Consider the following 19,264-nt stretch of genomic DNA (forward strand, 5'->3'; position numbering starts at 1 on the left):
ACTGATCGCCGAACACAGCCGCGAGCACCACCGCAGCTATGTCTACGAACCCGGCAGCTTCCGCCCGCTGGCCATGCTCGACGGCTTCGGCCCGAAAAAAGCCTGCCCGTTTTATTACCAACTCGATCACCTCGGCACCCCGCAGGAACTCACCGACTACAGCGGTGAGATCGTCTGGTCCGCCACCTACAAGGCCTACGGCAAACTCGCCAGCCTCCAGCAGTTTGGCGAAGAGCAACTGGAGCAACCGCTGCGGTTTCAAGGGCAGTATTTCGATGCGGAAAGCGGCCTGCACTACAACCGGCATCGCTACTACAATCCGGATATTGGCCGGTACCTGACGCCCGATCCGAGCAAACTCACCGGTGGGATTAACGGGTATCAGTACACCCCGAACCCGACGGGGTGGGTGGATCCGTTGGGGTTGAGCAACTGCCCGGGCGCGGATGGGTGCAAGCCGGCGGCTGGGGTGGAAGACCCGGCGCGGAAGGCGCGGGTTGATGAGGGTGAACCGAAGGTTCCAAAACCGAAAGGGGAACCTCAAAATTTTGGAAGTGAGGAAAAGCTTCATGGTCATTACAAAAAGCACGGTGCGGAGTTTGGAGCGCTGAGCAAAGAGGAGTATTTGCTCATGGCTCGTGATGTTGTGAGTAAAGGAACACGAGTTGAGTACAAATATCAGGGAGAGATACGGGCGGGTTACTTGCAGTTCATGGGTAATAATCGTAGAGGTGATGCGAAATTTGCTTTTGTCGGCACAAACAACAATAAGGAAATTACGACTTTGCATACAAAAAGCGGGAAGGATTTCTGGAGATCTATAAATGGTGATGCGCACGACAAGGTGGTGAGGCCCTCGAATGAGTAAAACAGAACGTGCTCTGGTGGTTGCGATAAGTGAGGCAGTCGAGGAAGAGGTTGTACTACTCGTTAACAGTACTCTCGTTAAGTGTTTTTTGAGTTATTGCCCTGGAAATATTGAGGTGGGAGGAAGCTATGACATTGAGATGGACATGGTCCTTCCAGACGGCGACTTCATCGTGATAGCTGAAGAAAAGGAGTCCATGGTTGAAATGTGCGGTGAGGGTTTTTCGTGTTTTCTCTATGGTTTTTTGGACGGGGGTGTCTTCAGGTCGTTTATTGAATTTTCGGATCAGGATATTCACTACGAATACCCGTCGTTCAATGAGAAATTTTTAAGGATAAAAGTAGACCGGATTGACGTGGCGTTCTGCAGTTAGCGCGAACTGATTTATTTGCTTACGAGCCCTGATTGTCCACGATGGCCATAGGTATCTACACATTTGATTGTCTAGCTCTCGTAGCAGCTGCCGAGCCTGCGAGGCTGCGTTCGAGGACGAAGTCCTCGCAAATCCTGGGTACGCGGTTTGCTTGAAAGAACGCGGTGCCTGATTTTACGACCGCTGCGCGGCCGAACGCAGCCTCGCAGGCTCGACAGCTGCTACGGGCGTGGTCTTTCACCGTATTTCAACGTTGTGTAGATACCTATGCCGCGATGGCGGTCGGGCAAACTCGTCGGAGATTTCCCGCACGTTGTGGCGGTGTGCATGAACTGGTGTGAAATGAGCTCCATCGATAGGCTTCAGGTGTCACTGCACGTTCAGTGGCGGGGTGTAGGAACCCTTCGAAACCATGAGAGACGCGTAAGCGTCGACACCTGATTTGCGGTCGTGATTGTGCGTCCGTAAGATCAGTTGCGGCGGCTATGCGCGGGCACGCTTCGGCGTGGTCGAGTTTCTCTGGTACTCGGTATTCCTACCCCGCGTATAGCTGCCACCCAAGTCTGTAGGAAGGCCGGTGGCAGCTTCCATTCCTACTAGAGGCTTCAATATGAACACCTATAACCCCGATCCACCCTACGTCCCCCCAACTTCCCATCCCTCCAACCGCTACATGGCCCTCACCAGCAACTGCAGCGACATGCCCACCTTGTTCGTCGATACCCACGCACCGCTTGATATCTTGCTCGACGCTGCCGGATATCGCATTCGTGCGGTGACTCAGGTGCTGGAGAACCTCGCCATGCGTGGCGAGATTGCCAGCGACTCGGTCATCCTCAACGACTTCGCGTTGCTGTGTGCGATTCCGCTGCGCGACGGTTGTGATCTGCTGGATGTGCTCGGGCGGCGGTTGCCGGAGCCCGTTTTGGATTCAGTTAAATAGAGAGTTTGGTGCGGTCTGTCGTCTTCTCAATCCTGCGACATGCTTTTCACGAATTGCTCACATCCTGGAGCGCAGATTGAACTGACAAAAGGATTTGACCCCATCAAACAGAAAGCCCGCCATGTGCGGGCTTTTTGTTGCGCGTTTGTTAATGCCTCAGGGCTGTAATCCACGGGATTTGGTCGGGCGCAGTTTTTGTGGCGAGGGAGCTTGCTCCCGCTGGGCTGCGCAGCGGCCCCAACACCAGCAATCCATTTCTTCAGGCGTACCGTATTTGCCGATTTTCGGCTGCTACGCAGCCGAGCGGGAGCAAGCTCCCTCGCCACGGGGTTTAGTCAGTGATTAGCGGGTATCAGGGTTTCACTCCCCGCAACATCTTCTGCGCCCGATCCTGCTGGGCTTGCGGTGCGGTGTGGTTGCCGTCGATCACGGTGATCACGGCGTTGCCTTGTGACAACAACCACGCATCCGCCTGTTGCTGGGTCTTGGTTGGGGCCGGTGGGGCGACCAGGTTGACCCGCACGATGCCGTCTTCGCCGCGTTGGGTGGTGAAGTTCACTCGATCCCAATCGCCGATAGGCGCGAATTTCACCCCTTTGACTTCACTGGCCGGTAACGCCGGGTAGTTGAGGTTCAGGCCGTTGACGCCCGGCAAACCGAGGACGTTGAGTTCACAGGCCTGATGATCTTTTTTGCACTGGGCGCGGGCCTTGGTTCCGGCTTCACTGGCCTGTGCAATCACTCGCACGGCAAAGCTTGCAGTGGCTGGCATGGCGTCGAGGGTTTTGCGGTAGCCGGCTTTTTGGTCGCGGATGATCAGGTCCATATCAATCCCGGTCGACACCGCCACCCCTGGCACACCCTTGAACATTCCGCGTACGGCGGCGTTGAGGGTGCCGGACATTTGCGTCAGCGGCCCGACGTTTTCACCGAAATTGCTGCCGGACACCACCAAGTCCGGGCGATGGTCCTTGAGCAGCAGGTCGAAACCGACGTTGACCGCGTCCACCGGGGTGCCGATGGCGGAGGTCTTGCCGGCCGGCGCGCTATAGCCGTCCGGTGGGCCGACGCAGAATTTGTGCGGGGCCAGTTCGGTGATGGCCAGGGCCTGGCCGGGGATCACCACGCTGGCGGCGGCGATGCCGCTGCTGTCATTCAACGGGCCGACCAAGGTCACGTCGTGGCCGGCGGCGGTCAGCGCCTGGTACATCGCGTCGATGCCGGGGGCGCGGCAGCCGTCGTCGTTGGTCAGCAGAATGTTCAGGGCATTGGCGTTCAGTGACAGGCCGAGGCTGGCCAGGGCAATGGCGCCGGTGAGCAGTTTGTTCATGGGGAATGTCCGTATAGGCGGGTAGGGAGATGCAACAAGGCCCCGACCGAGTGACTCGGTCGGGGCCCGTCAACACTTAGCGGGTGCCGAGCTTGCGCAGGTTGCCCGGGGTGAAGTCTTCATCGACGAAATTACTGGCGTTGAGTTTGGCCGGCTTCTGGTCGACCAACAGCCGGTCAACCAGATAGGAACCGGCGATCAGGTCATGGTAGATGCCGAGGCGGGCGTGGTAGCGCTGCATCTCGTAGGCGTAGATCGAGGTCTGCATGTTGGTGCGCCACAGTTGGCCACGGCTGTCGTAGTTGTCGGCCAGGGTGGCGGCCCAGGTGTCTTCGTCGAGGTACAGCACGCGTTTGGCATAGACGTGCCGCGCACCTTCCTTGAGGGTCGCTTGCAACACCCAGACCCGGTGCTTCTCGTAGCGCATGTACTGCGGATCGACGTGGCCGGTGGTAGCGAGGATCTGATCAGTGCTGACGCTCGGGTCGTCGATCTTGTAGTTGTGGTACGGGATGTAGATGTCTTTCTTGCCGACGATGGTCCAGTTGTAGCGATCCGGGGCTCCGTTGAACAAGCGGTCTTCGTCATACACCCGGAAGCCGCCCGCGCCGGTCGGTGAGTCATAGCCGACGGTCGGGGCGCGACGGACCCGGCGTTGTCCAGGCGTGTACTGCCAGGCCTGACGCGGCGAGGAGGTCGGGTTGATGAACTCGTGGCCGACGACGATTTCGCCTTTCTTGCGCACCGGTTCCAGGGTGGTGATCAGGAAGTTGGTGAGGATGCCGTTGGAGGATTCGAGGGTTTTGTCCGGGGTCGACCAGATCGAGTTGATCTTGTAGTTGACCTGTTCCAGCACCCGCTCTTTGTTGGCATAGACCACGGCCTGCTGGTAGTTCGCCTCTTCGGTACTGGCGCGCCCGGCGAGGGTGTGGTTGAACATCAGCTCGCTGCCGTTTTTCGGAATCGGGAACGGCGAGGCGCCCCAGGCGTTCTGGGTGTCGTTGCCGTCATTGGCCAGCTCGGCGGTTACCGCGTTTTTCTTGATGTCGTCGTAGCTGCGCTGATCGAGACGGAAGTCCCGGTGGGAGGGGTACACCGGAATGTTGAAGGTGGTCGGGTAGCGCTTGAGCAGCGCTTTCTCGCCGTCGGTGAGGTTGGCGGCGTACTTGTCCATGTTTTGCTCGTTGATCACGAACAGCGGTTTTTCCGCCGCGTACGGGTCCGGGTACGGGGTGCCGGGGCCGGCGTATTTGAGCTGTGGCGGCAGGCCCTGCCATTTGCCGGACCAGGCCGGAATGCTGCCGTCGGCGTTGCCGGCTTTCTCGGCGCCGACCGGGGTCAGGTCCTGGCCCAGGCGGGCGGCTTCCTCGGTGCTGACCTTGGCCTGTGACGCAAAGGTTGCGCCCAACAGGCTCACGGCCAGCGCTGTGCGCAACAAAGTGTGGGTAATGCTGGACATGCTGTGCTCCTCCATCAGGGGAATCAGAACCGGTATTTGAAGTTGAGGGCGACGTTGTCGCGGTCCGCCAGCGGGCTGTTGTTGGCATTGCCCAGGTAGGCGTTGTAACGGGCCTCGACGGTGAAGTTGCCGAGGTAGCGCCAGGAGCTGCCGATACTTGCGCGGTTGTCGCCCTGGCCCATGTTGATCGAGCCCACCAGCGAGCTGTCGTTGTGGGCGGCAATGCTTAAGGTGACCGGTACCGACATGTCCCAGCCACTGAACACGTCGTTGTAGTCAAACGTCGACTGGAGCGTGTAGCCCCAGGCCGAGCGGTCGTAGAACAGTTTGTCGGTGCCCGGCAGGCTGAAGCCTGGCGCCAGTTGAGTCGGCACCGAGCTGTCGTTGCTGAGCACGCTGTTGTAGACCAGCTCGCCCACCAGCGTGGTGTTGTCCGCCCAGGATGTCGGGCCGAGCACGTGGATCATCGAGACCTGGGCCTGCATGGTTTTGGCCCGCACCGGGCTGCCGAAACCGTTGTCGACCATCACGGGCTGACCGTCGCGGTAGTTCACTTCACCGGCGATGCTGGTATCACCCAGCACCGTGGAGAAACTCGCGCCGAATTGGTCGATGTTGTCGAAGTAGATCGCCCGGTAGCTGCCCAGCTGGCTCTGGAAATCCAGCTGCGGGGTCTTGTCGTGATAACGCGAGTAGTAGACGCCGAACTCGGTGTTGTTCAACGAGGCCGCCGCGTAGGTGAACGCCAGACCGTACTGGCCGCTGTCGCTCGGTGTGTCGTCCGGGAGGCGACGGACGAAACCGCTGGCGTCGTTGAAACCGCCCCGGTCGATGTAGTCGGTGGTCGAGAAGTAGCTGCCGACACCGAACAGATCGGTCTTCTGCCATTTGTATTGGTAGTAGGCCTGCACATCGAGGCTCTCGGTCAGGCTGAACTGGGTGAACAGTTGGCCGACCGGCAACAGGATTTCCTTGACCTCGACGCCGGGCGTGGTCGACTTGGTCGCATCCACCGGGCTCTGCGCCGCCGAGATGCCAGGGTAGAACAGGCTTTCACCCCAGCTCACGACCTGGTTGCCGAGCCGCGCGTTGAGGTTGTGTCCGGACAAATCCCAGGTCCCATAGGCGTAGGCATCGAGCAGGCGCAGGTCGTTGCGATGCTGGTCGATGGTGCCCTGGGGGAAGCGGTCCGGCCGGCTGCACTGGCCACCAGCGAAGCAGTTCGAAGTGCCGGTGTTGTTGTCGTTACTGCGGTCGTAGACATTGTCGTAGAAACCGTCAGCACGGACGAACAACCCGTAGTCGTCTTGCCACTTGACGTTGGCTTCAGTCAAAAAGCCGCTGCGGTTGTTGATCAGGCTGCCTTTGGCAAAGGCGTTGTCGCCGTCGTTAGCGTTGGCATTGGCGGTCAACTTGGGATCGCGCCCTTCGGTCCGCCAGGCCAGGCTATAGGTCAGCGTGGTGTCCCAGTCGACACTCAGGTCGTCGCTGGGCTGGAAGGTCATGGCGCTGGCTTGACCGCCCAGGCCCCCGGCCAGCATCAGTACGGCCATTTTTACGCGCATCTTCATGACGTGCGTTTTTGCATACGTGTGCAGCAGTGGTGGGGCGATTATTGTTTTTATCATGTCGTCCTCATGCTTAAGGATCAGGCCTGCCCGACCTGCAGTTCAGGGTTGGGAAGTGAAGCAGGGGCGACTATGGAGTCACGTTTGCAACGCAACATCGTCCAACCGGACTAAGCGTTTTGGTGCGGATGTGCGGCGGCTTTGCGCTAGTCCCATCGGACGATGTCCGGGCGCGTCAGCCCACCAACAATCCCGAGACCGACTGCGCCAGGCCAAGTGCCGGTGGCGGCGGCTTCTTGCCTGTTGGCGCTTTGCGGAGATGTGCGGATGAAAGATGCCGAGATCAAATGGGATGAGTGCTGCGATGTGCTGGTGATCGGCTCGGGCGCGGGGGGCATGACTGCCGCGTTGCGGGCTCACGACCTGGGGCTGAACGCACTGCTGATTGAAAAGAGCGCCGAGTACGGTGGCACGTCGGCGGTGTCCGGCGGCGGTATCTGGATCCCCAACAACCACCGCATTCAAGCCCTGGGCGGTAACGACTCGGCGGCCGAAGGCATTGCCTACATCCGCGCTGTGACCCATGGCGAAATCGACGATGGGCGTATCGAAGCTTACGTCGAGCAGGGCCGTGAGATGGTCGAGTACCTTGAGGCGCAGACCCGGGTGCGATTCGAAGCGCAGCCAGGGTATGCCGATTACTACCCGGAAGTACCCGGCGGAAAACCCGGTTATCGCTCGATGGATCCGCAGCCGTTTGACGCCGCAGAACTGGACGAAGAGTTCTTGCGCATGCGTGCACCGTCACCGGGAACGCTGATGATGGGTCGCATGGCGATGACTATGAAAGAGGCGCAGGTGCTGCTGTGTCGCGGACGCGGCTGGCTTGGCCTGACCCTGCGGGTGATGTGGCGCTACTGGCGCGACCGTGAAGGCCGCCGGCTGTCCCGTCGCGACCGCTTCCTGACCTTGGGCAATGCCTTGATCGGCGCGCTGCGCTGCTCGTTGCAGGATCGCGGTCGACCGCTGTGGCTCAACTGCGGGCTGGAAGAATTGCTGATCGTCGGTGATCGGGTCGGCGGCGCACGGGTGTGTCGCAACGGGCAGATGCTCAACATCAAGGCTCGCCATGGAGTGATCATCGCCGCCGGTGGTTTCGAGCGAAACCAGGCCATGCGCGAAGCGTATCTGCCGCAGCCATCCAAGGCCGAATGGAGCGCCACGCCGCCGAACAATACCGGCGATGGCATCCGCGCCGGTCAGGCGATCGGTGCACGCACCGCGCTGATGGACCATAGCTGGTGGGCACCGACCACCTATGTTCAAGGTGAGGAAAAACAGCGTGCGTTGTTCGTCGAGCGAACCTTGCCCGGTTGTGTGCTGGTCAACTCGGCCGGGGAGCGCTTCGTCAACGAGGCCGCGCCCTATACCGACATCGTTTACGCGATGTACGCCAATAATCGTCCGGAGGCGGTCAGCGTGCCGTGCTGGATGATTTTCGACGCTGAATTCCGGCGCAAATACCCGTGTGGCGCACTGATGCCAGGGTACGCTCAGCCTGACTGGCAAGTGCCGAAACACTTGCGTGATTACTTTCAAAAGGCGCCGAGTCTGCCGGAGCTGGCGGCGCAGATCGGTGTCGATGGCGCGGGGCTGGTGCGCAGCGTCGAACGCTTCAATGGCATGGCCCTGCAGGGTAAGGATGAAGACTTTCACAAGGGTGATTCCTTGTTCGACCGCTATTACGGCGACCCGAATGTGCAACCTAATCCGTGCCTGGCGCCGCTGCACAAAGGGCCGTTCTACGCGGTGCGCGTCGATGCCGGCGACATCGGCACCAAGGGTGGTTTGCTCACCGATGTGCACGCACGGGTGTTGCACGAGGACGGGCAACCGATCAACGGCTTGTACGCGATTGGCAACAGTGCGGCGTCTATGATGGGCCGCACGTACCCCGGCGCCGGTTCGACCATCGGCCCGGCGATGACCTTCGGTTATGTGGCGGCCAATCACATTCAGCAGCAGAGTCAGCGCCAGGCGCTGTCGGCCAGGGCTGTGACGGGGAGTTGCAAATGACCTTGAACAACAATCAGGTAGCGGTCGTCACCGGCGCCAGTCGTGGGGTGGGTCAAGGGATTGCCCTGGCCCTTGGTGCGTTGGGCATGACGGTGTTCGTCACTGGCCGTGCGCCGGGGCAGGGCGGCTCAAACCTTTATGGGCAAGCACTGCAGGGTTCACTGCACGACACGGCTGCTGCGATTACGGCAGCGGGCGGGCGAGGGGTCGCGGTGGTCTGTGATCATGCCGAAGACGAGCAGGTGAAAGCCTTGTTTGCTCGGGTGCAGGAGGAATGCGGGCATCTGGATCTGCTGGTGAACAATGCGGCGTTCATCCATGACCAGCTGATCGAACCCGGGCCATTCTGGGAGAAACCGCTGGAGCTGGTGCGGATTCTTGATGTGGGTCTGCGTTCAGCCTATATCGCCAGCTACCACGCCGCGCCCTTGTTGCTGCGCAGCGAGCAGGGGCTGATTTGTTTCACCTCTTCGTTCGGTGCCGGGTGTTACATGCACGGCCCGGCCTACGGCGCGCAGAAGGCCGGTGTCGACAAGTTGGCGGCGGACATGGCGATTGATTTTGAAGGGCGCGGGGTGGCGGCAGTGTCGCTATGGCTGGGCCCGCAATTGACCGAGCGCACACGGATCGCCGGTGAACAGCATGGCGAGCAGTACCAGGCGTTTCTGGCTGACGCCGAGACACCGCAGTTCAACGGGCGGGTGATTCACGCGCTGCTCAATGATCCAAAGGTGATGAGCCTGTCCGGCCAGACCTTGATCACCGCCGAAATCGCCCCTGGTTATGGCATCAGCGAAGACCAGGGCCGGCAACCGCCGTCACACCGGGCCATGCTCGGTGACCCGCGTCAGCAGCATCCGGCACGGATTATCTGAATGTTCACTGACTCTGGCGTAACGCATTCCCTGTAGCAGCTGCCGAAGGCTGCGTTCGGCTGCGTTCGGCTGCGAAGCGGCCGCAAGATCAGGCAGCAAGGTCTTTCAGGTAAACGGTGGTGATGCCATCTACGACGGCTTCGCCGCCGAACGCAGGCTTCGCCAGCTGCTACGGATCGCAGAATGGCTTGCCAGCGAAGGCGTCCATGAGACCGCCATCGCCGGCAAGCCGTGCACCTACAGTGTCGTGGTCGCCCACTCACGCAAGACATTCTTGGTCACTTTGCCCGCCGCGTTCAGCGGCATGGCGTCGAGCACTTGCACCCGACGCGGAACCTTGTAGTTGGCCATCTGCTCGCGGCACCAGGCGATCAGCGCGCCGGGCTCGATCATCTGCCCTGGTGCCGGCAGCAGAAAAGCCATGGCCACCTCGCCAAGACGCTCGTCAGGGATGCCAATGACGGCGGCCTGCGCCACGCCGGGGTAGGTCAACAGGCACTGTTCGATCTCCGCCGGGTACACGTTGAAACCACCGGTGATGAACATGTCCTTGAGGCGGTCGGTGATGCGCAAATAGCCTTGCTCATCGAGCACCCCGATGTCTCCGGTGTGCAACCAGCCCTCTGTGTCGAGCAGTTCCTCACTGGCCGCCGGATCGTTGAGGTAGCCCTGCATCAGGTTGTAGCCGCGAATCAGCACTTCGCCGGGGATGTTGGGCGGCTGGCTGCGGCCGTTGAGGTCGACGCAGCGAATTTCCACCCCCGGCATCGCCCGGCCACTGGTGTTGGCGACTAGCTCAGGGGAATCGCCGGGACGGCAAATGGTTGCGAAACCGCAGACTTCGGTCAGACCATAGGCGGTGACGATGGTGGCGAACCCCAGCTCGTCGCGCATGCGCCAGATCATCTCCACCGGAATCGCCGCCGCGCCGGTCACCGCGACCCGCAGCGACGACAGGTCGTATTCATCCCGTCGCGGATGGGCCAGCAATGACTGATACAGCGTTGGCGGACCGGGCAGTACGCTGATCCGCTCACGCTGCACGCAATCCAGCACCGCCTGCACGTCGAACACCGGTTGCGGGATGATCGTGCAGCCGCGCATCAGCGCCGCCAGCCAGCCGGCCTTGTAGCCGAAGGAATGGAAGAACGGATTGACGATCAGGTAGCGATCGCCCTGGTGCAACCCGACCACTTCGCTCCAGTCACGCACCACTCGCAGGTTTTGCCCGTGCCGGGTCATGACGCCTTTGGGTTTGCCAGTGGTGCCGGAGGTAAACAGCACATCCGACAGTGTCATTGGTCCCACACCCGATTCGCGGGTCAGCAGGGTGGCGGGCGATACGTCGGCAGCCAGCGCCATAAACGCTTCCCAGCCGAGGGTGCCGGGCTTGTCGCTGCGCAGACTGACGATCTGCCGCAAGTCAGGCAGCGCTTCGTTGGCGAGCATCTGCGGATAGTCGACGCCGAGAAACTCACCGATAGTGAACAACACACAGGCACCGCTCTCGCGCAGGATGTAGCCGGCCTCGCTGCCTTTCATTCGGGTATTGAGCGGCACCAGGGCCGCGCCGACGCTGTGCAGGGCACCGGTGGCGACGATCCATTCCCAAATGTTAGGTGCCCAGACCGCCACCCGATCCCCGGCCTGAACGTCCAGCGCCAGCAGGGCGCGGGCAGCGGTTTGGCGCAGTTGATCGAGTTGCCGATAGCTGATGTGCCGAGCGCCGTCTTCGATGGCCGGGAGGTCGCCATAGGCATGGGCTGCGTGGGCGAACAGGTGCGCGATGCTCGGAGCGTGTGCGACAGGCGGCATGGTGCCTCCTCAGGTAGAGGATGAATTCAAAAAAGGGAGCAGGCCGGGCAGGGCGCCCGGCCGCAATAGTCGCTTAGGCCGCAGGCGGGGCGAAGCGACGGCCGGCGGAGAAACCGCCGTCCACGGCGATCATCTGGCCGCTGACGAAGGACGCATCATCCGAGGCGAGGAACAGCGCGACCGCTGCTACCTCGTCCGGCTGGCCGGAGCGGTTGAGCATGTGCTGCGAGGCGAAGTAGGCGTGGAACTCGGCCTGTTCGCGGACCATGCTGGTCATTGGCGTCTCGATCAGCCCAGGGCACAGGCCGTTGACGCGGATGTTGGCGTAACCGTAGTCGACCGCCATCGAGCGGGTCAGCTGGTTGATGCCGCCCTTGGACACGTTGTACGCCACGTTGCCGTCGCACCCTTGCAGGCCGAAGATCGAGCCGACGTTGATGATCGAGCCGCTGCGTTGTTTCTCCATTGTGCCCAGCACGTACTTGCTGGTGAGCATGCTGCCGGTCAGGTTGATGTCCAGCACCCGTTGCCAGTTGGCGGTGGTGGTCTGGGTCACGCTGCCCTGGTCGGCGACGCCTGCGGCATTCACCAGTACGTCGATGCGACCGAAGTGGTTAAGGACTTCTTTCATCACCTGCTCGACCTGCGCTTCGTCGCGCACGTCGAGGGTCATGAACAGACCGGGAAAGTCTGCGGGTGCAGCGCCGATGTCCAGCCCCACGACCTGCGCGCCTTCAGCAGCGAAGCGCCGTACGCAGGCCAGACCGATACCCGAAGCGCCGCCGGTAACCACCGCGACCTTGTTCTGCAAACGAGCCATGAGTGAACCTCTTTTATTGTTGTGGGCCAGCAGGTTGCGGCCGAGTCTAACTGCAGTCCGGCCTGCCGTGATCGTCCGTTGGGACTATTGGCGCACTGAATCTCAATCGGGAAACTTTAAATGCACACGAGCGCCGGTGGGGCGGCTCTGGCAGGCCAGGGTCCAGCCGTCGGCCAGTTCGCGCTCGCTGAGCACATCGTTGCGTGCCAGCTGGGTCTGGCCTTCCTTGATCACACACATGCAGGCGCCGCAGAAGCCTTCTTCACACGACGACGGCACATCCAGCCCGGCGACCTTGCAGCTTTGCAGCAAAGTGTCGCCGGGTTGGCAGGCGATTTCGTGTTGCTGGCCGTCGAGTTCGACGATCAACGCCTCGCAGACCGATTCGGCAGCGGCGGCCCGGGCCTGAATCTCCAGCGCCTCAAGCTGATCCGGGTCGGGTGGCGAGACGAAACGCTCCACGTGAATGGTTTCGCGGGATTCGCCCAGGGCCAGCAACGCGCCTTCCACGGTGTCCATGAACGGTCCTGGACCGCAGATGAAATACTCACCCGCCCGGCGATGGCGCACCAGTTGCCGAACCTGGGCATCACTGAGAAAACCTTGCACCGAATCCAGCAGGTGGAACACTTCCAGCCGCTCGGGATGAGCCTTGGCCAGTTGCCGCAGCTCCTCCTTGAAAATCACCGACGCTTCGTCGCGGTTGGCGTAGATCAAGGTGATCGACCGCGTCCCGCTGTGTAGCGCTGACTTGAGAATGGAAAATACCGGGGTGATGCCCGAACCGCCGCCGAACAGCACCAGTGGTCGTTGTTCATCGGTGTTGCGCGGTGAATCCAGACAAAAATGCCCGGCCGGTGGCAGCACGTCCAGCCAGTCGCCGACCTGCACCTGGTTCATCCAGTTCGACACCCGGCCGCCCTCGACCCGTTTCACCGTGACCTTGGGCAGCGCGTCGCACAGCGGCGAACTGGCCATGGAATAGCAACGGGTCAACAACTTGCCAGCGAACGGCACGCGAAAGCTCAAGAACTGGCCCGGCCGGTAGCGAAAGCGCTCGCGCAAGGCTGGCGGCACTTCAAACACCAGCGAGCGGGCATCAAAGGTTTCGTCGATCACCGCGCTCACCTGCAAGAGGTAGCTGCCGGTGATCGACGGTTCGGCCGGGTTCAGGTTCAGCTGTTGCGTGCCCATGTTCACCTCGGCTTCAGATCCCGCTGATCAATTGGGCGTTGTCGACGCGGATCTCGGCACCGTTGACGAAACGCGACTCGTCGCTGGCTAAAAACAGCACCACATTGGCGATGTCCAGCGGCGCGCACATGCGGTTCATCGGGTCCTGATCGAGGGTTTCCTGAGGGATCGCCTGGCCGCCGGTCAAGGCTTGGGTCATCGGCGTGTTGACGCCGTCCGGGTGCACGCTGTTGCAGCGGATGCGGTAGCCCTGTTGCTTGCAGTGCAAGGCAATCGAACGGGTCATCGCCGCCACCGCGCCTTTGGAGGCGGAGTAGGCGCAGAACATCGGCATGGCGCCGAGCGCCGCTACCGACGACATGTTGATGATCGAGCCGCCACCGGTTTCCTTCATCGCCGCGATGGCGTACTTGCAGCCGAGGAAGTAGCCCTCGCCGTTGATCTTCTGCACCTTCTGCCACAGCTCCAGCGTAGTGTCCTCGATGCTGCCCAGGGCCAGAATGGCGGCGTTGTTCACCAGCACATCGAGACGGCCGAAGTGTTCGACGGTGGTTTTGATTACGCGCTGCCAATCGCTTTCGCTGGCGATGTCGTGGCGGATGAACAGTGCGTTGCTGCCGATCTCGGCGGCGACCTGGCGCCCGGACTCGTCGTTGAGGTCAGTGAGCACGACCTTGGCGCCCTGGCTGGCCAGCAGCAGAGCGTCTTCGCGGCCAATGCCGCTGGCGGCGCCGGTGACGATGCAGACTTTGCCTTCTACACGTTGCATGGTGATTCTCCTGATCGTGTGGTTTTAACAGCGGCGTGCCCGGACGCGTGGGATGCGGCCCGGCGCCCGGAATAAATGCAGTCGGCCAGTGACAGGCCCGAGACATACAGGTTGGAGGCGACGCCCACGGCGTTGCGTCCGGCGCTGTAGAGTCCGCGAATCGGTGTGCCTTGATGATCGAGGACCTGGCCGCTCTGCTCGCAGACCTTCAACCCGCCGAGGGTGATCACCGGGCAGGGGAACAATTTGCTGTCGAAGGACAGGTCAAGGGCGTACCACGGGCCGTGTTCGAGTGAGGCGAGCATTGCCGGCGATTTGCCGAACTCATCGGCGATCTCGCCGTGTGCCGCGCGGGTGTAGCGCTCGACACTTTGGCGCAGTTGCTCGGGCGGCAGATTGCAGCGCTTGGCCAATCCGGCGAGGCTGTTGCTGCGCCTGGCGTTGAACAGCAGGTTGAGCAACACCGGCAGGCGCTGGAATTGCCAGACCTTGCCCGGGCCGACCTGACGCAGCGCCTCGCGCACCAGCGCCCGGTTCAGAATCAAAATCGCCCGGCCGTCCTGTTCCTCGACCATCGCATGGCCGAGGGTCGCGCCGTATTGTTCTTCATTGGCGTAGCGCTGCCCGCGAGCGTTGACGATCACGCCGCGAGCCCAGGCCAGCGGTGGATTGATGAAGCGCCAGGCGCTGATCTTTTCCATCCGCGTGACGCTGCCACCGGCGCTTTGGCCGAGGGCGATGCCGCTGCCGTCGCAACCGGTCGCACCCAGCGGCAAACCGGCCAGGTACTGCGGCGCGTGCCGGGCGACCAGCGCACGGTTGAAGATGAAGCCGCCGCTGCTCAACAGCACGCCGTGGCTGGCACGGATCAGCCGGCGCTCGGCGCTGTGTTGTTCGATACGTCGCTGTCGTACGCGCAGCTTGTCCGCCAGCGCTGGCGCGTACATATGAATCGCGCTGGCCCAGCGGCTCAGTCGCGCGTGTTGGCGGGCGGCACGACTGTCGGGTGGCAGTTGCCAGGCTTCAACGCCGATCACCTGATCGTTGCCGTCGAGCACCAAACGCCGCACTTCGCATTGACTGTGCAGGCGTACGCCGTTGTTTAAAGCGCTGTTTTTCAGCGCGGCGAACAGGCTGGCGCCGGACATGCCCGCGCCTTTGCAGCGATGCCCGCGTGGGGCTGGTGCGGCGTGTGCGGCGTAGTTCGGCAGGGCTTCGTTGCCGGAGTAATAAAGGTAGAACCGGTCGCTGGGGTACGAGGTTTTATGCGGCGGCACACTGGCTTCAAAGCGTGCGCCTTGGCGTTCCAGCCAGGCCAGTTGCTCGACACTGCGTTCGCAGAAATCACGCAGGGTCTGAGGACTGACGGCTTCACCGACTTCCTGGCGCAGGTAGTTGAACATCGCCTCGCTGCTGTCGGCGTAACCGGCCTGTTGCTGGTACGGCGTGCCGCCCCCGGCATAGACCACGCCGCCACTCAGTGCTGTGGCGCCGCCGCCGGCGAAGCGATCCACGGCCAGCACGTTCAAGCTACGACTGGTCGCTTCAATGGCCGCGCTGGCCCCGGCGCCGCCGAAACCGACCACCAGCAAATCGCAGCTGTCGTCCCAGCGCAGTTGCTCGGCGCTGCTCACCCGCAATGGCGTCAAAGCGTCCATGGTCGCGACCTCAACCGGCTGCGGCGAGGGAAGGGGTCGGTTTGGCGGTGGTGGTGTAGCTGCCATCGAGGTAGACCAGCGGGGTGATCATGGCGCTGGTGTGAATCTGCACAATGCGGCCAATGAACACGGTGTGGGTGCCATAGCTGAAGTGTCCGTCCTGACGGCAAAGGATCGCCGACTGCGCGTCGGCCAGGTACGGAATGCCCTCGGCGCTGGTCAGCCAGTTGCCGCTGCCAAACCGCGCTTCACCCTTGATCGCACCGCTGCACAGGTGCGCCAGCTCCTGTTGTTCGACGCCGAGGATGTTCACGCAAAACCCGGCGCCGGTCGCCAGTGCGGCGTGAGGTGAGGCAGTCTTGTTCACGCAGATCAGCAGCGACGGCGGCTCGGTGCTCAGCGAATCCACCGCCGTGGCGGCCATGGCAAAGCGCTCGGCGCCATTGCTGGTGCTGATAATCGTGACGGACTTGGCCAGGCGGCGCATGGCCTGGAGCATATCGGCTTTCAGATTGACATCATTCATCGCACAGCCCTCTCGTGGTGCATGGAGTGCGATGAATTCTTGCAACGTGGGCTCGTGGCAACATCGTCCAAGGGGACTAGTCACCGCATTACCCTGTGGGAGCGAGCCTGCTCGCGATGGCGATATAACATTCAACATTGATGTTGCCTGACACGCCGCCTTCGCGAGCAGGCTCGCTCCCACAGGGTTTTGTGTTGGTTGTTAGCAGCGGTGTTGGCACATGGTCCGTTTGAGGGATGTCCGGTGTCTTTGGGGTTGTTTGAATGGGCCGCTGCACGCGCGCCCCGGCGGACGGGGTTCCCAAGGAGAACAACCTGATGCTCAACCACGATCTGCAACGCCTGCGTTTGCGCCAACGGGCCAGCGAGTTGGTGCCGGTGTTGCGTGAACGCGCACCGCACGCCGCGCAGCAAGGCCAGTTGCCGGCGCAAACCCTGAGCGATTTCCACGAGGCCGGCTTCTTCCGCATGCTTCAGCCTGCGCGCTGGGGTGGCTATGAACTGGAACCCAAGGATTTTTTTGAAGTGCAAATGACCCTCGCCGAAGGCTGCATGTCGTCGGCCTGGGTGCTGGGGGTGGTGGCGATCCACAACTGGCAACTGGCGCTGTTCGATGACCGCGCCGCGCAAGACGTGTGGGGTAACGACTCCAGCGTGTTGATTTCCTCGTCCTATATGCCGGTGGGCAAGGTCGAGGTGGTCGAGGGTGGTTTCAAGCTGAGCGGCCGTTGGGGCTTCTCGTCGGGCAGCAAGCATTGCGACTGGGTGTTCCTCGGCGCCCTGGTGCCGCCGCAAGAGCCGGGCGGTGCGCCGGATTATCGAACCTTTCTGGTGCCGCGCAGTGACTATCAGATTCTCGATAACTGGAATGTCATGGGCCTGGAAGCAACGGGTTCCCACGACATCCTGGTGGAAAACGCCTTCGTTCCCGAGTACCGCACTCACCGTGCCTTCGACGGTTTCATGCAGAACAGCCCAGGCAATGCGGTCAACAGCGCGCCGCTGTTTCGCCTGCCGTTCGGGCAGATTTTCGTGCGGGCGGTGTCGTCCTCGGCCATCGGTGCCTTGCAGGGCGCGGTCGATCAGTTTGTTGTCCACAACCGCGCGCGGGTCGGGGTCAATGATGGACGCAAGATGGTCCAGGACCCGGCGGCCCAGAGTGCGCTGGCCAATGCGATGGTCTGTGTCGACGAGTGCAAGACCGTGCTGCTGCGTAACTTCGCCTTGATGCTTGAACGTGCACAGAGCAGTGAGCCGCTGAGCATGCCGGAGCGAGTGAAGATGCGTTACGACTCGGCGCTGGTGGCTGACAAATGCGCCAAAGCCGTGGCGGATCTGATGTTCAACAGCGGCGCTTCGACGATCTTTCGCAGCCACGCGATCAACCGGGCATTCCGCGACATTCATACCGGACGCGCCCACGTGGCCAACAACCCGGCCAAGTACGCCTGGAACCTCGGCGGCGTGAGCATGGGCCAGGACAGCAATGACTTCTTCCTCTGAATACCATCGACTTTAGCTAGTCCGTTTGCGTGATTCGAGCGACCCGGCTTTGACCGAGCATGCACCACAAGGCGCGGCTCCTGGCGCCGACCGCGCATCCCCTGATAACAAGGATCCAGCATGAAATTCTCATTGATTTACGAAGCCCAGACAGTGGACTCCAGCCGTGAGGGCGACCGGCGGATTTTCGAAGACACCGTCGAGCAGGCGGTGCTTGCCGACCAACTCGGTTTCGATACCTTCTGGTGCGTCGAGCACACCGCGCTGAGCAACTACTCGCACATGTCAGCCCCGGAAACCGTACTGGCCTTCGTCGCCGGTAAAACCGAGCGCATCGGTATCGGCCACGGCGTGGTCTGCCTGCCACCGGCGATGAACCACCCGGTGAAAGTCGCCGAACGCATCGCCACCCTCGACCTGCTGTCCAAGGGCCGTGTGCACTTTGGCGTCGGCAAGGGCGGTACCCAGCAAGAGGCCGGCACCTTCGGCTACGACCTGGCGACCCTGCAACCGCAGATCGACGAAATGATGTACCTGATCCCGAAAATCTTCGTCCAGGACGAAATCGAGCACCACGGCGACTTCGTGCAGATTCCGAAACGCCCGATCCACCCCAAGCCGTATCAAGACCCGCACCCGCCGATGTACCTGGCATGCACCAACACCGAGTCGCTAAAAAATGCCGGCGGTCGCGGCATGGGCGCACTGGTGCTGGGCTTCGGTGGCCCGGAAGAAATCGCCAAAAAAGTCGAGGTGTACCACGAGGCGTGGGACAACCGTGACCTGAAGAAGCAGGTGGGTTTCCGTCCTAACCGGCACATCGCGGCCCTGTGCCCGGCGATCGTTCTGGAAAACAACGAAGAAGCGCGTCGCATCGGTATTCGTGGTCAGCGCTATTTCATGGAGTCGCTGGGTTACTGGTACGGCGGCGGTGAGCGTCCGGACCCGGAGAAGTGGAAAGACGACACCTTCGTCGATGGCAACGGCCAGAGCGTGATCAAGTCGCGCTTTGCCTCGGAAGAGGTCAGCGTCGATTTCTCCGACCCGACCATGGCCATGATGAACCCCAACCACGCCTACGGCACGGTGGAGGATTGCATCGGTTACGTGCAACGGCTGATCGATGCCGGCGCCGACGAAATCCTCTTCATCTGCCAGATGGGCACCGTCCCGCAATGGGCGCAGCTGGAGACGTTGCGCAACATTGGCGAGAAGGTGATTCCGTATTTTCGTAAGGCCTGAGGATCGGCTGACATCAGTCAGCTAACGCGCAAAACATGTGGGAGCGAGCCTGCTCGCGAAGAGGGTGTGTCAGTCGACATCAATGTCACCTGACCCACTGCTTTCGCGAGCAGGCTCGCTCCCACATTTGTCTCCAGGCCCCGTCTTTTTGTGTTTGCTGCGCTAGTCCCATTGGACGATGTTGGCGCCGCCGCAAGCCGTTTAAATCGTTGTCCATAAGGCCTCCCTGCGGGGGTGGCTCGGGCT

At 61.6% G+C, this 19,264-nt stretch carries 16 protein-coding genes; 7 read left to right on the forward strand and 9 right to left on the reverse strand.

Annotated features, from left to right (window positions below):
* The 3 genes from NTD87_RS00700 to NTD87_RS00710 form a co-directional block, all read left to right on the forward strand.
* Window positions 1–868, forward strand: an 868-nt coding sequence (locus NTD87_RS00700) for an RHS repeat domain-containing protein (protein WP_262111171.1), incomplete at its 5' end; no start/stop codon positions are given.
* On the forward strand, window positions 861–1,241 hold the full coding sequence (locus tag NTD87_RS00705; protein WP_262111172.1) for a hypothetical protein: 381 nt from the start codon (window positions 861–863) through the stop codon (window positions 1,239–1,241). The genes NTD87_RS00700 and NTD87_RS00705, both read left to right, overlap by 8 nt.
* 610 nt (window positions 1,242–1,851) lie before the next feature.
* Window positions 1,852–2,184, forward strand: coding sequence for a hypothetical protein (locus NTD87_RS00710; RefSeq protein ID WP_262111173.1), 333 nt, complete (start codon window positions 1,852–1,854; stop codon window positions 2,182–2,184).
* Window positions 2,185–2,536: 352 nt separating this feature from the next.
* On the opposite strand, the gene surE is transcribed toward NTD87_RS00710, so the two are convergent.
* The 3 genes from surE to NTD87_RS00725 all read right to left on the reverse strand — a co-directional run bounded on the left by surE (window position 2,537) and on the right by NTD87_RS00725 (window position 6,601).
* Window positions 2,537–3,514 (reverse strand): 5'/3'-nucleotidase SurE, encoded by a 978-nt coding sequence (gene surE / locus NTD87_RS00715; RefSeq protein WP_262111174.1) that lies wholly within the window; start codon window positions 3,512–3,514, stop codon window positions 2,537–2,539.
* A 76-nt stretch (window positions 3,515–3,590) separates the two neighbouring features.
* Window positions 3,591–4,973 carry a DUF1329 domain-containing protein gene (locus NTD87_RS00720; protein ID WP_262111175.1) on the reverse strand — a complete coding sequence of 461 codons (1,383 nt, stop codon included), beginning with the start codon at window positions 4,971–4,973 and terminating at the stop codon, window positions 3,591–3,593.
* A 23-nt stretch (window positions 4,974–4,996) separates the two neighbouring features.
* Entirely contained in the window at window positions 4,997–6,601 is a 1,605-nt protein-coding gene (locus NTD87_RS00725) for a DUF1302 domain-containing protein (protein WP_262111176.1), read from the reverse strand.
* Window positions 6,602–6,868: 267 nt separating this feature from the next.
* Here NTD87_RS00725 and NTD87_RS00730 point away from each other — a divergent pair, with 267 nt between their 5' ends.
* The gene (locus NTD87_RS00730) at window positions 6,869–8,617 is read left to right on the forward strand and encodes an FAD-dependent oxidoreductase (protein ID WP_262111177.1); all 1,749 of its coding nucleotides are present in this window, start codon (window positions 6,869–6,871) and stop codon (window positions 8,615–8,617) included.
* Window positions 8,614–9,492 carry an SDR family NAD(P)-dependent oxidoreductase gene (locus tag NTD87_RS00735; RefSeq protein ID WP_262111178.1) on the forward strand — a complete coding sequence of 293 codons (879 nt, stop codon included), beginning with the start codon at window positions 8,614–8,616 and terminating at the stop codon, window positions 9,490–9,492. The genes NTD87_RS00730 and NTD87_RS00735 overlap by 4 nt, the downstream gene beginning before the upstream one ends.
* A gap of 237 nt (window positions 9,493–9,729) precedes the next feature.
* Here the strand turns inward: NTD87_RS00735 and NTD87_RS00740 are convergent, their stop codons facing one another.
* The 6 genes from NTD87_RS00740 to NTD87_RS00765 form a co-directional block, all read right to left on the reverse strand.
* Complete coding sequence (locus NTD87_RS00740) at window positions 9,730–11,307, reverse strand: FadD3 family acyl-CoA ligase (protein ID WP_262111179.1); 1,578 nt, start codon at window positions 11,305–11,307, stop codon at window positions 9,730–9,732.
* Window positions 11,308–11,380: 73 nt separating this feature from the next.
* Window positions 11,381–12,127, reverse strand: coding sequence for an SDR family NAD(P)-dependent oxidoreductase (locus tag NTD87_RS00745; RefSeq protein ID WP_262111180.1), 747 nt, complete (start codon window positions 12,125–12,127; stop codon window positions 11,381–11,383).
* A 102-nt stretch (window positions 12,128–12,229) separates the two neighbouring features.
* On the reverse strand, window positions 12,230–13,321 hold the full coding sequence (locus NTD87_RS00750) for a ferredoxin--NADP reductase (RefSeq protein ID WP_262111182.1): 1,092 nt from the start codon (window positions 13,319–13,321) through the stop codon (window positions 12,230–12,232).
* A gap of 13 nt (window positions 13,322–13,334) precedes the next feature.
* Window positions 13,335–14,090: a glucose 1-dehydrogenase gene (locus NTD87_RS00755; RefSeq protein WP_262111183.1), complete on the reverse strand. Its 756-nt coding sequence runs from the start codon at window positions 14,088–14,090 to the stop codon at window positions 13,335–13,337.
* Window positions 14,078–15,748, reverse strand: a complete 1,671-nt coding sequence (locus NTD87_RS00760) for an FAD-binding protein (protein ID WP_262111185.1) — start codon at window positions 15,746–15,748, stop codon at window positions 14,078–14,080. The genes NTD87_RS00755 and NTD87_RS00760 overlap by 13 nt, the downstream gene beginning before the upstream one ends.
* A gap of 10 nt (window positions 15,749–15,758) precedes the next feature.
* Window positions 15,759–16,274 (reverse strand): flavin reductase family protein, encoded by a 516-nt coding sequence (locus NTD87_RS00765; RefSeq protein WP_262111186.1) that lies wholly within the window; start codon window positions 16,272–16,274, stop codon window positions 15,759–15,761.
* A gap of 317 nt (window positions 16,275–16,591) precedes the next feature.
* Here NTD87_RS00765 and NTD87_RS00770 point away from each other — a divergent pair, with 317 nt between their 5' ends.
* Together NTD87_RS00770 and NTD87_RS00775 are read left to right on the forward strand one after the other, a co-directional pair.
* On the forward strand, window positions 16,592–17,776 hold the full coding sequence (locus NTD87_RS00770; protein ID WP_315975255.1) for a flavin-dependent monooxygenase: 1,185 nt from the start codon (window positions 16,592–16,594) through the stop codon (window positions 17,774–17,776).
* Between the two features lie 120 nt (window positions 17,777–17,896).
* Window positions 17,897–19,018: an LLM class flavin-dependent oxidoreductase gene (locus NTD87_RS00775; protein WP_262111188.1), complete on the forward strand. Its 1,122-nt coding sequence runs from the start codon at window positions 17,897–17,899 to the stop codon at window positions 19,016–19,018.
* The last annotated feature ends 246 nt before the right edge of the window (window positions 19,019–19,264 follow it).

Source organism: Pseudomonas sp. 6D_7.1_Bac1 (assembly GCF_025465945.1).
In the GTDB taxonomy this organism is placed as follows: Bacteria; Pseudomonadota; Gammaproteobacteria; order Pseudomonadales; family Pseudomonadaceae; genus Aquipseudomonas.

Excerpts from the sequence above, each read along its gene's own strand:
- NTD87_RS00705 (WP_262111172.1), top strand. The coding sequence starts at position 861 with ATGAGTAAAACAGAACGTGCTCTGGTGGTTGCGATAAGTGAGGCAGTC.
- NTD87_RS00710 (WP_262111173.1), top strand. The coding sequence starts at position 1,852 with ATGAACACCTATAACCCCGATCCACCCTACGTCCCCCCAACTTCCCAT.
- surE (WP_262111174.1), bottom strand. The coding sequence starts at position 3,514 with ATGAACAAACTGCTCACCGGCGCCATTGCCCTGGCCAGCCTCGGCCTG.
- NTD87_RS00720 (WP_262111175.1), bottom strand. The coding sequence starts at position 4,973 with ATGTCCAGCATTACCCACACTTTGTTGCGCACAGCGCTGGCCGTGAGC.
- NTD87_RS00725 (WP_262111176.1), bottom strand. The coding sequence starts at position 6,601 with ATGATAAAAACAATAATCGCCCCACCACTGCTGCACACGTATGCAAAA.
- NTD87_RS00730 (WP_262111177.1), top strand. The coding sequence starts at position 6,869 with ATGAAAGATGCCGAGATCAAATGGGATGAGTGCTGCGATGTGCTGGTG.
- NTD87_RS00735 (WP_262111178.1), top strand. The coding sequence starts at position 8,614 with ATGACCTTGAACAACAATCAGGTAGCGGTCGTCACCGGCGCCAGTCGT.
- NTD87_RS00740 (WP_262111179.1), bottom strand. The coding sequence starts at position 11,307 with ATGCCGCCTGTCGCACACGCTCCGAGCATCGCGCACCTGTTCGCCCAC.
- NTD87_RS00745 (WP_262111180.1), bottom strand. The coding sequence starts at position 12,127 with ATGGCTCGTTTGCAGAACAAGGTCGCGGTGGTTACCGGCGGCGCTTCG.
- NTD87_RS00750 (WP_262111182.1), bottom strand. The coding sequence starts at position 13,321 with ATGGGCACGCAACAGCTGAACCTGAACCCGGCCGAACCGTCGATCACC.
- NTD87_RS00755 (WP_262111183.1), bottom strand. The coding sequence starts at position 14,090 with ATGCAACGTGTAGAAGGCAAAGTCTGCATCGTCACCGGCGCCGCCAGC.
- NTD87_RS00760 (WP_262111185.1), bottom strand. The coding sequence starts at position 15,748 with ATGGACGCTTTGACGCCATTGCGGGTGAGCAGCGCCGAGCAACTGCGC.
- NTD87_RS00765 (WP_262111186.1), bottom strand. The coding sequence starts at position 16,274 with ATGAATGATGTCAATCTGAAAGCCGATATGCTCCAGGCCATGCGCCGC.
- NTD87_RS00770 (WP_315975255.1), top strand. The coding sequence starts at position 16,592 with ATGCTCAACCACGATCTGCAACGCCTGCGTTTGCGCCAACGGGCCAGC.
- NTD87_RS00775 (WP_262111188.1), top strand. The coding sequence starts at position 17,897 with ATGAAATTCTCATTGATTTACGAAGCCCAGACAGTGGACTCCAGCCGT.